The 13,018-nt window shown below is 70.2% G+C and carries 9 protein-coding genes; 4 read left to right on the top strand and 5 right to left on the bottom strand.

The features are described from left to right. Nucleotides 1-734 precede the first annotated feature (734 nt). The 3 genes from AC08OO_RS11920 (at nucleotide 735) to fabG (ending at nucleotide 6,029) form a co-directional block, all read left to right on the top strand. Nucleotides 735-3,950 carry an AfsR/SARP family transcriptional regulator gene (locus AC08OO_RS11920; protein WP_476610060.1) on the top strand — a complete coding sequence of 1,072 codons (3,216 nt, stop codon included), beginning with the start codon at nucleotides 735-737 and terminating at the stop codon, nucleotides 3,948-3,950. Between the two features lie 287 nt (nucleotides 3,951-4,237). Continuing rightward, nucleotides 4,238-5,242 carry an AfsA-related hotdog domain-containing protein gene (locus tag AC08OO_RS11915; RefSeq protein ID WP_476610059.1) on the top strand — a complete coding sequence of 335 codons (1,005 nt, stop codon included), beginning with the start codon at nucleotides 4,238-4,240 and terminating at the stop codon, nucleotides 5,240-5,242. A gap of 82 nt (nucleotides 5,243-5,324) precedes the next feature. After that, the gene (gene fabG, locus AC08OO_RS11910; protein ID WP_011436539.1) at nucleotides 5,325-6,029 is read left to right on the top strand and encodes a 3-oxoacyl-ACP reductase FabG; all 705 of its coding nucleotides are present in this window, start codon (nucleotides 5,325-5,327) and stop codon (nucleotides 6,027-6,029) included. 38 nt (nucleotides 6,030-6,067) lie between these two features. Here the strand turns inward: fabG and AC08OO_RS11905 are convergent, their stop codons facing one another. Genes AC08OO_RS11905 through AC08OO_RS11885 form a run of 5 tightly spaced genes read right to left on the bottom strand, consistent with a single transcriptional unit; the run spans nucleotide 6,068 to nucleotide 12,387 of the window. Continuing rightward, nucleotides 6,068-7,873: a dipeptide ABC transporter ATP-binding protein gene (locus tag AC08OO_RS11905; RefSeq protein WP_476618510.1), complete on the bottom strand. Its 1,806-nt coding sequence runs from the start codon at nucleotides 7,871-7,873 to the stop codon at nucleotides 6,068-6,070. Between the two features lie 8 nt (nucleotides 7,874-7,881). Continuing rightward, the gene (locus AC08OO_RS11900; protein ID WP_011436537.1) at nucleotides 7,882-8,742 is read right to left on the bottom strand and encodes an ABC transporter permease; all 861 of its coding nucleotides are present in this window, start codon (nucleotides 8,740-8,742) and stop codon (nucleotides 7,882-7,884) included. Further along, nucleotides 8,739-9,746 (bottom strand): ABC transporter permease, encoded by a 1,008-nt coding sequence (locus AC08OO_RS11895; RefSeq protein WP_023841854.1) that lies wholly within the window; start codon nucleotides 9,744-9,746, stop codon nucleotides 8,739-8,741. Before AC08OO_RS11895 ends, AC08OO_RS11900 begins: the two co-directional genes overlap by 4 nt. A gap of 23 nt (nucleotides 9,747-9,769) precedes the next feature. Beyond that, nucleotides 9,770-11,410 carry an ABC transporter substrate-binding protein gene (locus tag AC08OO_RS11890; RefSeq protein WP_235463213.1) on the bottom strand — a complete coding sequence of 547 codons (1,641 nt, stop codon included), beginning with the start codon at nucleotides 11,408-11,410 and terminating at the stop codon, nucleotides 9,770-9,772. Nucleotides 11,411-11,454: 44 nt separating this feature from the next. Beyond that, nucleotides 11,455-12,387: an alpha/beta fold hydrolase gene (locus AC08OO_RS11885; protein ID WP_160323729.1), complete on the bottom strand. Its 933-nt coding sequence runs from the start codon at nucleotides 12,385-12,387 to the stop codon at nucleotides 11,455-11,457. A gap of 100 nt (nucleotides 12,388-12,487) precedes the next feature. Here AC08OO_RS11885 and AC08OO_RS11880 point away from each other — a divergent pair, with 100 nt between their 5' ends. Next, nucleotides 12,488-13,015 carry a cysteine hydrolase family protein gene (locus AC08OO_RS11880; protein ID WP_023841852.1) on the top strand — a complete coding sequence of 176 codons (528 nt, stop codon included), beginning with the start codon at nucleotides 12,488-12,490 and terminating at the stop codon, nucleotides 13,013-13,015. The last annotated feature ends 3 nt before the right edge of the window (nucleotides 13,016-13,018 follow it).

Genomic DNA, 13,018 nt, shown 5'->3' with positions numbered 1-13,018 from the left:
ATTGAAAAGGCTCAATGATCAATCTCACTGGCGTCGGGGGGCGTGGTCCGTGTCGGTCGAAGAACTGCAGGCACGTCGCTCGTAGAAGAACTCGATCGAACCGGAGGCCCGTAAAGACCGCCGCTGCGCGACGGTAATCCCGCGTGCCGCCCGTGGGCCGCCCGCGATCTGGTGACGTTCGGCACAGTCGGGCCACACCCCGGAAAGATCGACATTGGTTCCCATCAAAATACCTTGGCGTAAGCCGTGGTCGGCGGCGAGAATAGCAGCGGACGGGAGATCTTCCCCACGCCGCCGCGCGCCTGGAAGGCCGTACCGTGGTAGGGTCCGGCAGTCGTAAGATCATTTTTATTCATCTCTCGGAAACGCCGGCCGACGGAGTGCTTTGGGTGCTTACCGACCCCGGCGAGTAGCATGCGATATCTCTGTCGTGCATGCGACATCGTCATGAAAGGTCGCGGATCGTTCGTATCATGAAGCCAGCCAGTGAAAGGGCCTCGCTGAGTGCCGGCGCGCTCTTCGCGAGTCAGTCGGCGCTGGTCAGACGTCTCTGCAATCGCCGCCGAGTCATCGGGCCTGGCGCCTGCGACTGGAAAGCAGCCGTGGCGCGTGGACCTCAGCTCTCCTTTCGGCCCGCTGGCCCGTGGACCGTAACCACCCTCAGGAGGAGCATGTCCATTCAGTGAAGCGAGACCAGAAGACTGAAGGTCGGTTCGAGCGAGGAGCCCACGAGCATGGTGGACAGCATCAATGCGTTCATGATCTTCGGTCCTCTGGAGATCATTCTCAAAGGAGAGATCATCTCGATTGAGTCCGGAAAGCTCCGCACCCTGCTGGCAGCCCTCCTGCTGGACGCGGGCAGCGTCGTCGGCTCCGATCGGCTGATCGACTGGTTGTGGGACGACCACCAGCCAGCGAACCCGCGGGGAGCGCTACACACGTACATTCGGCGGCTCCGTCAGCTCCTGGGCGACCCGAAGATGCTGAGCACTGTCAGTAGCGGCTACCGCCTGAACCTCGGGACGGCGGTCCTGGACCTGCAGCAGTTCCGCCGGCTGGTCAGGGGGGCCGAGGAGACGGCGGACCCGCAGGCTCAGGCGAAACTGCTGACCGACGCGCTGGCGATCTGGCGCGGCCCCGCGCTGGCCGACGTGCCCTCCGAGTCCCTGCGCCGGGAGAAGGGCGCGGCGCTGGAGGAGGAAAGGATGTCCGCGCTGGAGTCCCGCTTCGAGCTCGAGGTGCGCTTGAACCGAGCCGCCCAGATTGTCCGCGAGATCCGCCTCGCGGCTATCGACAATCCCTATCGGGAGAAGTTCTGGGAGCTGCTGATGCTGGCCCTGTACCGGGCCGGCCGGCAGGCCGAGGCACTGGACGTCTACCAGCAGGTGCGCACGCTGCTGGTAGACGAGCTCGGCATCGAGCCCGGCAGCGGCCTGCGGGACCTGCACGGGCGGATCCTCGAGTCCGACCCGCAGCTGTGCCTGCCGGATCGGTCCGCACCCGACGCGGCGACGCCGTCCACAGTGCCGGCCCAGCTCCCCGCCGACGCGATCGGGTTCGTCGGCCGGCAGGAGCTGATGGACCAGCTCACCGAGGCCTTGCGCCCGTCTGGGACGCGCCCGGGCGTACCGGTCGTCGTGTTGTGCGGGCCGCCCGGAATCGGCAAGACGGCGCTGGCTGTAAGTCTCGGCCACCGGTTGCGGCCAGCGTTCCCGGACGGGCAGCTGTACGTCAACCTGCGCAGCCACGAGCGGCTCGGCCAGGACCCGCCGCTCACTCCGGAGCATGTGCTGCCGCAGTTCCTACGCAGCCTCGGCGTTCCGCCGGGCCAGATCCCGGTCGAGCTGGCCGAGCAGGCGAACCTGTTCCGATCGAAGGTCGCCGGCCGACACGTGCTGGTGATGCTCGACAACGCCTCGAGCATTGACCAGGTGATGCCGCTGTTGCCCGGCGACGCCGGTTGCTCCGTCATCATCACCAGCCGACGGCACCTGGGTGGCCTGGTCGCCACGCTGGGCGCGCAGGTCGTCCAAGTGGGCACTCTGAGCCCCGAGGAGTCCCGCGAGCTCGTCGAGGGCATGTTGCGCAACGTCGCTGTCCCGGTGGATCCTGCGCTGATTCCGGAGGTGGTGGCGCTGTGTGCGTATCTCCCCCTCGCCCTGCGCATCGCCGCCGCCAATCTGATCAGTTTCCCGGGCGGCCACGCCGACGAATACGTGGACAGCCTGCGCACGGGCAACCGGCTGGCGGCGCTTACCGTGGACGACGACCCGGTCTCGGCGGTGTCCAACGCCTTCGCGCTGTCCTACGACTCGGTCGGGCCGGACGATCGCCGGTTGTTCAGCCTGGCCGGGCTCTTCCCCGGGCCCGACTTCTCGGCCAATGCCGTCGCTGTCCTGGCAGACATGAGCACAGCCCAGACCCGCAACTCGTTGAACAGGCTCACGGTGGCGAACCTGCTGCAGCAGCAGGCGCCCGGCCGGTACCAGTTTCACGACCTGCTGCGGGAATACGCTTACAAGCGGGCAGGCGACCATTTCACTGCCCAGGAGATAGCGGCGGCAGTGGACCGTCTCGGCCTGTGGTACCTGGTCGGCACGAGAAACGCGGTGGATATCCTGCACGTGGAGTTCCTCCGGCTCCCGCTGCCGCCAGAAACACGCTCCGTGATCGACGCGCCGGAATTCGTCGACGAGAGCCAGGCGATGGCCTGGCTGCTCGCGGAGTGGCGCAACGTCCTTGCTTGTATGCGCGCGCTCGACGGTTCCTGTTCAAGCCATCTGACCTGGCATCTTTCCGATGCGCTCCGCGGGTTCTTCTGGACCGGAAGATATCGGACTGAATGGTCGGAGGCGGCGCACGGCGGTCTGATTGCGGCCGGTCGGAGTAAGGACAAGCTCGGCATGGCCGCGATGCACCGCAGTCTCGCCAACCTGTATAACACGCTAGGTGACTATCGTCAGGCGATAAACCACCTTACTGAAAGTGTCGCCCTGCACACCGACCTCGGCATGTCCGAGGAGGTGGCCGCCATCCTGAACAACCTCAGTCTCGCCCATCTGAGTCTCAGCCAGGTCGATCAGGCCGAGCGCATCGGGCAGGAGGCCTTGGCGATCGCCCGGGAAGTCGGGTCCCCGCGGACCGAGGCCGCCGCGCTTGGACTACTCGGCCAGATCCACTGGGCTCAGGGCGACATGACTGTGGCCACGACCTACATCACGTCGTCGCTGCGGGCCGCCGGCGAGCTCGGGCTGCATCACATCACCTCGTACAGCCTGAGGAACCTGGGCCTGGTACGTGAGGCGTTGGGAGATCTGGACGCTGCGAAGTCCTGCTTCTCCCAGGCTCTTGAGGTCTCCACGCGTATCGACTCCTTCTACGACCGGAGCATCTCGCTCTACGGGCTCGCGCTGGTGCACCACGATGTCGGTGACAACCAGGCCGCGCTTGAGTTCGCCGAGCAGGCGCTGGGCGCCTTCCAGGAGTGCGGTGACCGGACCTTTGAGGCGGAGACCCTCTGCATCATGTCGGGGATCAACGCCGAGCGCGGGGACTGGACCGCATCCATCCAGTGCGCCCGGCAGGCATTCGAACGGGCAAACGCCATCGACTACACCGACGGGAAGGCCTACTCGCTCGTCCGGATCGCGCTCGCGGACGACCACTTCGGCCGTGCCGCCGCCGCGGCGCTGCACGCGGCAGACGCCTTCGCCCTGGTGGCCGGCACCAACCGGATCACTCAGCGCAGGATCCTGGTAGACCTCGGGCTGATGTACGCCGAGCAGCAGGAGTTCGAGCGAGCCACCGAATGCGCACAACGCCTGCGCACCATCTCGGAGGAGACCGGGCAGCTTCTGGGCGCGGCCGAGGCGAAAAGGATTATGGCCCTGGTCACGCGCCGGTCGAACCTTTTGCCATCCGCCGAACCCCTCCGGAACGAAGCGTCGTAGACCGTCGGCTGGACCGCGTGCCTGATACAACCCGGGTGCGCGGACCGCGCGACACCCGGCCTTTCTCACCCTCTGATCATGCGCCCCTCGGCGGAACTGGTCTGATACGCCGGCGTGGTCCCGCTGATGTCAACCGCCAGCCAGCCGTCAGCGGCACGAAAGGATGGTCGGGGTAGCTTTGTCCTGCGCAGGAAATATGCGCCCAGTACAAGCAGATGCCGTCCTGGCGACGGGCGCAGCAATCAGCGGAAGAAATCCCGCGCAGGACCCCAGCGAAGGATCCGTAGATGCCGGCTGACACTGAGATCGCACACACCGAGGACACTCTCCGCGAGCTGCACTTCATGCAGACGGTCGACCGTTCCCTCATCCACCGTCACGCGCTTTCCGAAGTGTTCCTGACCGACACCGTGCCCACCGGTGCGACGTCCTACCTGGCTGCCGCCCAACTGCCGTCGTCCCACGCGTACTTCACCGACCACGTCCGACACGGCGCGGTGGATCCACTGCTTCTGCTGGAATGCTCACGCCAGGCTGAGACCTACGGCGCCCACGTGCATTTCGGCGTGGCACGGGACACCCGGTTCGTCCTGAGGTCGTGGTCCATGCAGCTGCCGGGGCTGTTCGCCATCCGCACCCGAGGCGCCAGCGAGCTGACGATGGCGGTCGGCACGCGCCCACTCGTCGGCGACCGGCCGACCAGTCGGTCGCTGGCCTACGACATCCGGCTTTCCCTGGACGGCGTGGCCATCGGCGACACCCGGATCGCGGTGGGCTACCTGTCTGACTCCGCCTACGAACACGTGCGGGCGCTCCGCCGGGGAAGCGCGCCGCACACATCGGACGACATCCGGCCCACGCCCGCGACGATCGCGCCGGCCGCTGTCGGGCGAGCCAGCAGCGTCAACACAATCCTCGTGGATCCCGTCCAGTTCGCTGGCGGGGCCACGGCCACCATTCGGGTGCCCGTCGACAACCGCAGCATGTTCGACCACGCACTGGACCATTTCCCCGGCATGGTACTCACCGAGGCGGCCCGGCAGCTGTGCCTGTGGTCCGGCGCGGACCTGCTCGGCGTGCCGGCCACCGCGGCCACCGTCGTCGCCTTCGACCTGGCCTTCACCCGGTTCGCCGAGCTGGATGTGACAACCACCGTGGCAGCGGTCCACCAGCATGAGGACGTGGTCGGCGGGTCCACCTTCGCCGTGTCCTTCCAGCAGAACGACGCCGTCATCGCGGCGGGAACCATGACCATCTGCCCGGTTCCCACCAGTCATCTCACCGACGACTGAACCCACAGCCGCACACAACGCCAGCTGCACAGGGCGAGGACGGGCACCGGCGGTGGCGCCGCGGGCCCGGGAGGAGAATGCGATGGGCCGATCGATCTTCATCACGGGCGGGAGCCGGGGCATCGGCCTGGCCGCCGCACGGTCGTTCGCCGAGGGGGGCGACCGGGTCGCCGTCGCCGGCCGGTCGGGGGCCGCCCCGGAAGGCGTGCTCGGTCTGCGCGCGGACGTCAGGGTACCTGGCGACGTCGAGCGTGCGCTGCGAGAGGCGGAGGAGGCGCACGGAACGGTCGAGGTACTCGTCGCCAACGCGGGCATCACCATCGACGTCCCGCTGCTGCGGATGTCCGACGAACAGTTCGAGACCGTGGTCGACACGAACCTGGCCGGAGCGTTCAGAGCCGTCCGGGCCGCCGTCGCCAGCATGCTTCCGGCCCGGCGTGGGCGAGTGGTGTGCGTGTCGTCGGCACTTGGTTTCCTCGGCTCCCCCGGGCAGAGCAACTACGCCGCGTCCAAGTCCGCCCTCCTCGGCATGGCACGGTCCGTCGTGTGGGAGCTCGGGAACCGCGACATCACCGTGAACGTGGTGGCACCGGGGATCATTGACACCGACATGACCAGGCCGCTGACCGAACAGCGCAGGCAGGAGCTGATGCGGATGACCCCGCTGCGCCGGATGGGGACAGTGGACGAGGTCGTCGCCGCCATCCGGTTCCTCGCCAGCGACGAGGCAAGCTACGTCACTGGCACCGTCCTCCCCGTCGGCGGCGGCATCGCGATGGGCCTGTAGGCGCAACCCCGACCGGGTGCGGACAGTCCGCGCCGCCGTCAGGTGCGGGCCGCGGCCAGCAGATGCCGGGTGTACGGGTGCGCGGGGCGCTCGAGCACCTGCTCCGCGCCGCCGATCTCGGCCACCTGCCCATCCTTCATCACCAGGACGCGGTCGCTGACGTGCCGGATCACTGCGATATCGTGGGAGATGAACAGCAGGGCCAAGCCGAGTTCGTCGCGCAGTCCCGCCAGCAGGTCGAGGATCTGGGCCTGCACCGACAGGTCGAGCGCGGACACCGGTTCGTCGCAGACGAGGACCTCGGGTGACGGCGCGAGCGCACGCGCGATCGCCAGCCGCTGACGCTGCCCGCCGGACAGCTCGCGAGGGTGGCGTCGCAGCACCTGTTCGGACAGCCCTACCTGGTCGAGGAGTGCGACGATCCGATCTCGTCGCGCCCGGCCCCGATCCGGACCGGACATGGCGTCGCCGACGATCCGCTCGGCGGTGTGACGCGGGTCGAATGAGCTCAGGCAGTCCTGGTGGACGGCCTGTATCCGGTGCCGCCGAGGCCTGCGGTCACGTTCGCGTACCCGGCTGGGCGAGGCGGTCGCCGCCGCGGCCGCCACCCAGGGCGCGCCGGCGAACCGGACGGTACCCTCGTCCGGTTCGAGCAGGCCGAGCACGATGCGGGCCAGCGTGGTCTTGCCGGACCCGGACCCACCGATGACGCCGAGTGTCTCGGCGGCACGAAGCTCGAACGTCACGGCACGGACGGCGTCCCGCCACCCCCCGTCGGGATCGCGGAAACGTTTGGTGATGCCGGTGGCTTCGACGAGAGCCTCGGCGGTGTCCCTGCGGGCCGGGGCGACGACCCGTGGCGGTCCGGCCCGCTCCGTTTCCGTTCCGGGCCGCCAGCACAGGACGCCGGGTTCGAGACCCGGGTGATCGGGGCGCGGCAGTTCCTCGCGGCACCGGTGGTCGGCGAGTGGGCAGCGCACCGCGTATGGGCAGCCGTCCGGCCCGGCCGGTGGACGGCGCGGCAGGTCCGGGGACAGCACGGTGCCCCGCGAGTGCCGCGAGGGGGCCGCCGCGAGCAACGCGCAGGTGTACGGATGCCGTGGACCGCCAAGCACGTCGACGGCCGGTCCCTGCTCGATGATCCGCCCCTCGTACATGACCGCCACCCGGTCGGCGACGGCGGCCACCGTGGCAAGATCGTGACTAATCAACAGCAGGGCGACACCGCCGCCTACCAGGCCGCGCAGCACCTCGACGATCCGCTCCCGGGAGGCGGCATCCAACGCGGTCGTGGGTTCGTCGACCAGCAGCAGGTCGGGTCCGGCCGCGACCGTCGAGGCGATCAGGGCCCGCTGTCGCAGACCGCCAGAGAGCTGATGCGGGTACTGCCCGGCGCGCCGGGCCGGCTCCGGCACCCCCACCTGCCCAAGCGTCGCGACGGCCCGCTCGCGGACGTCGCGACGGGCCACGATCCGGTGGACGCGCAGGGGCTCGGCCACCTCCGCTCCCACCGTCCGCAGCGGATCCAGGGAGGCCAACGCGTCCTGGGGCACCAACCCGATCCGGCGGCCTCGCAACACCCGCCACCCCGGTTCGGTCAAGGCGGTCAGATCCACGCCCTGCAGGTCCAGCCGGCCAGCACGGACCATCGCACCGCGCCCGGCCAGTCCGATCAGCGTCCGGGCGAGCACGCTCTTGCCGGCACCGGACTCGCCCACGACCGCGAGACACTCGCCGGGACGGACGGCGATCGACACGTCCCGCACCGCACGCACGCCGGCGACGCCGTCCCGAAACGTCACGTCCAGCCGCTCGACGACCAGGGTCGGCTCGGCGGCGGTCACGTCCGGGCTCATCCGCCGCGCCGGACAAGCCGCTGCTGGGCCCGGCGGCCGGCGGCCTGGACGGCGAGCACGGTCAGCGCGAGCGCCGCACCCGGGCACACCCCGACCCACCACGCGGACCGTAGAAAGTCCCGGCCTTCCGCCAGCATCAGACCCCACTGCGCGGTGGAGGGCTGCGGGCCCAACCCGAGGAAGCTCAGCCCCGCCACGTACACGATGGCCGAGCCGACCCCCGTGGTCGCCAGCGCCAGCGCCGGACCGAGCGCGTTTGGCAGCACGTGGCGCACGACCAGCGCCATCCGGCCGACGCCGAGTCCGCGGGCCGCCTCGACGTAACCCGCTCGGCGGGCGACCATCGCCTCGGCGCGGACGAGGCGGCCGTACAGAGGCGTCAGCGCCACCACCGTGGCAATCATGGTCCTGCCGCTGCCGGGCCCGAGCACCGCGATGACCAGGAGGGCGAGCATCAACGGGGGTATCGCGATCAGCACATCCATCACCCGGGTGAGCACCAGGTCGACGAGGCGCCCGCCGAGCGCCGCCGCGAGGCCCAGAGCCGCACCGATCCCCACGGCCAGCGCGACGGAGCCGACGCCGAGCAGCAGGGACGCCCGGGCACCATGCAGCACCCGGGCGCACACGTCCCGCCCGAGCTGGTCGGTCCCACACCAGTGCGAGCCGCTCGGCGCTGCCAGCACGCCTGACGGGTCGACGACGGTCGGCGAGGCGCCCGTGAGGATCCCCGGTGCCGTCACCGCCAGGGCGATCACCAGGAGGATGCCAGTGAGCAGGATCGTCGACGCGCGGGCGACGAGACGCGGCGCGGGCCGGTCAGACAGCGTCGGAGGCGCTGCCAGGACGTTGGTCACCGGTCCATCACCTCGATCCGAAGCCGCGGGTCGAGGACGCGTTGCAGCAGATCCACGACGGTGAAGACGACGGCCGAGACCAGGGCCGATGTGAGGACGACCCCCATCACCACGGGCATGTCCCGGTCGATGACGGCGTGCACGGTCAGCGCGCCGAGCCCCGGGCGGGCGAAGACCGTCTCGACGAGGACGGTGCCGGCGAGCAGCGTCCCGGCGAGCCAGCCGCCGAGGTTGAGCGCGCTTGCGGCGGCGTGGCGCAGGGCGTGGCGCATTGTGACGCCGGTGGGGCTCAGGCCGCGGGCCCGAGCGGCGGCGGCGAACGGCTGCGCGAGGGCGGCTTCCAGTCCCTCCCGCAGCGTCCGGGAAAGCGCGCCGGCGGCCGGCATGGCGAGGGTCACCGACGGCAACACAAGGCTGGCCGCGCCCTGGGCCCCCGCTCCGGGGAAGATCCGCAACTGGAACGAGAACACGCTCACCAGCACGATGCCCACCCAGAACGAGGGCACGGACAGGGCCAGTGACTCCCAGGCCATCGCCGCGGCGCGCAGTCCCGGTCGGCGGCCCGCGGTCGCGACGGCGATGGCCACCCCGGTCAGGACCGCGAGCACCAGCGCCGCGGCCGCGAGTTCGGCCGTGGGTCGCAGCTGATCCACGATCACCTCGCTGACCGGCTGCTGGAGTTGATACGAGGTACCCAGGTCGCCGCGGGCGAGATGGCCGAGATAGTGGACGTACCTCAGCGGAGCCGGCTCGCCGAGACCGTACTCTGCCTGGATTTCCGCCCGTACCTGGGGCGAGGCGGACGTTCCCGGCCCTAGCAGGACCGCCACCGGATCGCCCGGGGCCAGCTGCAGCGCGGTGAAGGTGAGCGTGGCGGCGCCCAGCAGTACCGCGGCACCGGAGAACAGGTGTCGCAGCAGGTGTCGCAGGACGGTCCGGCGGCGCGCGGGTTCGGGGGCGGGGCCGCGATCCTCCGTCGCCGGCGCCTGCTCGAGGACATGCATGTCGCCTCCAGACATCCGCCGCGCTACCCGGAGACGCGCCAGGCATCGAAGAAGAGCGGCCAGGCGTTCGGGTCGACGCCGATGCCGTCGACCCGTCGGGCCACGCCCAGGATCGAGCTGGGCGTGTAGAGCGGGACTACAGCCGCGCTGGCGAGCACGTCGTGCTGGACCCGCCCGTACAGGTCGTCGCGGGCCGTCCGGTCGAGGCTCTCCGCGCCGTCGACCGTCAGCCGGTCCACCTCCGCGTCGGCCAGCTGCGCCATGTTCTGCCCGCCAGATGCCGGGGAGCTGGCGGAGTTGAAGAACAGCCGCAGCACATCCGGATCAGCACGGCTCCAGCTGAAGTCCAGCATCTGCGCCTTGTTGCTGTAGGAGAGCGCCAGGTAGGTGCCGACGTCGAGACTGGGACGGGTGACCTCCACGCCCAGCTTCCGCAGGTCGGCCTGGATCGCCTGGCCGAGCACATCACGCTGGTCGCGCAGGTACGTCGGCACGACCGGCCAGGAGATGCTCAGCCGCCGGCCGTCGCGCACGCGGAACCCGGCGCCGTCGCGCCTGGCCCAACCGGCCTCGTCGAGCAGCTGGCCGGCTTTGACTGGGTCGTAGGGCCAGCTCTGCCTGACGGTCGCGTCGTAGGAGGGAGTGACGTCCGTCAGCGGGCCCCAGGCTCGCCGGTACTGACCGAAGTACACGGCGCCGACATTCCGGTCCACGTTGATTCCCCGCTGGATCGCGGTGCGGACCCGGCGGTCGGTGAAAGGCGCCAGCGACGTGTTCAGGTAGAGACTGTAGGGGACTCCCGGCACGTCCTTCCGCAGCAGCCGCAGATTCCGGTCGGCGCCGACGGACCGCGCGTCCGCCGGTGGCACGGCGGCGGCGACGTCGACCTGCCCGCTGGTCAGCGCGCCGACCCGGATGGAGTTCTCCTTCAGGATGCGGATGACGATCCGGTCGAGGTAGGCGGGGCCGGAGTGCCGCGCGGTCGCGGGCGCCCAGTCATAGGCCGGATTCCTGGTCAGGACGATGCGCTGGCCTCGGGTGCGACTGGTGACGGAGAACGGCCCGGTACCAACCGCTCGTGGCCCGCCCGCGCACAGCTGCGCGGCGTCGGTGGCGAGGACCTTCGGCGAGTAGAAGCCGAGATAGGTGGTGCTGGCGGCCTGGAGGAACGGGGCGAACGGCCGGCTGAAACGCACCCGTACGGTGTAGAGATCGACGACGTCGGTGCCGGCGTACGGGCCGAGCAGGCTCGCGGCGTACTGCGACCTGGTCTGCTTCGCGACGATGTGCGCGAAGTTGGCCCGCACCGCCGCCGCGTCGAAGGCGCTGCCGTCGGTGAAGGTCACGCCGTGGCGCAGATGAAAGGTGTAGGTGCGCAGGCCGTCGGTGATGTCCCAGGACGTCGCCAGCCAGGGGTGGAAATGACCGGCGTCGTCCTGCGCGACGAGTGAGTCGAAGACGTTGCGGAGGACGCTCGCGGTGACGTCCTGCTGGCTGGCGTGGATGTCGAAGCAGGTCGGCTCCGCGTCGATCGCGTAGGTCAGGGTTCCCCCGCGCACGGGTCGACCACCGCCTGCGGGAACCGCGGCGGTGTCGGGACCGCACCCGGTGAGCAGAAGTATCGCCGCGACAACGAGGAGTCCGAGCGCGGACCGTACGGACACGATGGGGTGCACAGCAGAGCTCCGGGGGTCGAGGGCCGGTGTGGTCAGAGGGCCGCGGGCGGGACGTCCGCGGCCGTCGCCCCCCGCCGGTCGGACGTCCCGCCCGCACCGGGTGACCGCACCTGCCCGGCGGGATGCGCCCCGGCCTCGCGGAGATGCCGCGTCACGAGCCCGTGCACGAGCGGGCACCACTGCGGGGGAAAGATGTGGCCCAGCTCGTCGACAACCACCAGCCGCGCGGCGGCGATCTCGCGGGCCAGCGTTTCGCCGTGCGCGAGGGGAAAAACGGTGTCGCGCCGGCCGTGCACCACCAGGGCCGGCACCCGGATCGCGCCGATCCTCGCGGTCAGCGGCGGCGTGCGGTCCAGTGCCCGCAGATGGTTACTGCCAAGGTCCGAGCCCGCCTCCCGTCGCATCGAGCGCTCGACCAGGTCCCGCCAGTAGGTCTCACTGAACGGCGCGCCGGCCCCCACGAGCACGCGCCAGCCGCGCACCGCCGCCGCGACGCGCGCCGCTCTGGTCGTCGGCGGGTTGTCGTTCAGCGCGGCGACGTGGTCGAGCAACGGCCGCTCCGGACCGGGCAGGCCGGTCAGGGGCGGCAGATGGACGTCGCCGTTGGCATCCGGGGAGCAGGACAGCAGGACCAGGGAGCGAACCAGGCTCGGCTCCTCCAGCGCGAGCAGCTGGGCCACGATGCCGCCCGCGGACTGGCCCACCACGTGTGCGGATGCCAGTCCCAGTCCGGTGATGACGTCCGCCGCGTCCCCGGCGAGCGTGGACAGGTCATAGCAGGAAAGGCGGGAGTCGGTCTTCGTGGACAGACCGACGTCACGATGGTCGTATCGGACCACCCGGTACCCGGAATCGGCCAGCATCCGGCAGAGCGCGTCGGGCCAGGTGATCCCCTGCGCGGGCCCGCCCATCACAAGCAGAATCGCGGGATCCGCTGACCTGCCAAAACTTTCGGTCCATAGCATAAGATCGTCTCGTGTCCGCACAAACCGTTCCATCTGCGTCTCTCTGCTAGCGTGCGCGTGTCTGGCAATCCCCGACGGGTCACGTGTGGAGGCGGCGGCGATGCCCGGTTACCGGCGCGGCGAGACAACAGCCCTCGTGCTGGTGGATCTCCAGCACTGGATCGTCGACATGCCGTGGGCGCCGATCCCGGGTACCCAGGTCGTCGACGCCTGCGTCCGGCTGCGTGACGGCCTGGCCGACGCGAAGGCGACGACGGTGATCGTGCGTTATCTGCGTGCCGACGGCCGCGACGGTGGGCCCCAGGCCGCGCCGAACCAGCTCGTCGCCGCCCTGGCGCCGCGGCCCGGCGACCTTGTCGTCACCAAGGACGGCCTGGATGCCTTCACGGGCACCGGCCTGGCCGGGCTGCTGCGCGAACAGGGCCGCACCAGGCTGGTGATCGCGGGCCTGTCCACCGCGCACGGCGTGTCCGCCACCGCTGGAACGGCGGTGGCGTCGGGCTTCGACGTGGCCGTCGTGTCCGATGCCACCGCGAGCGTGACGGTGGCGGAGCACACCGGAGCGCTCGATCAGCTCGCGCGCGCGGGCGCGGCGATCTGCTCGATGGCGGATATCCTCGCGCCGTGAGGC

The sequence above is a fragment of the Frankia sp. CeCAU1 genome (genome assembly GCF_977971845.1).
The sequence above is the reverse complement of the archived record's forward strand: the minus strand, read 5'-3'. Positions and strand labels throughout refer to the sequence as shown.

Coding starts and splice junctions, on each gene's coding strand:
- AC08OO_RS11920 (WP_476610060.1), top strand. CDS start 735: ATGGTGGACAGCATCAATGCGTTCATGATCTTCGGTCCTCTGGAGATC.
- AC08OO_RS11915 (WP_476610059.1), top strand. CDS start 4,238: ATGCCGGCTGACACTGAGATCGCACACACCGAGGACACTCTCCGCGAG.
- fabG (WP_011436539.1), top strand. CDS start 5,325: ATGGGCCGATCGATCTTCATCACGGGCGGGAGCCGGGGCATCGGCCTG.
- AC08OO_RS11895 (WP_023841854.1), bottom strand. CDS start 9,746: ATGCATGTCCTCGAGCAGGCGCCGGCGACGGAGGATCGCGGCCCCGCC.
- AC08OO_RS11885 (WP_160323729.1), bottom strand. CDS start 12,387: ATGCTATGGACCGAAAGTTTTGGCAGGTCAGCGGATCCCGCGATTCTG.
- AC08OO_RS11880 (WP_023841852.1), top strand. CDS start 12,488: ATGCCCGGTTACCGGCGCGGCGAGACAACAGCCCTCGTGCTGGTGGAT.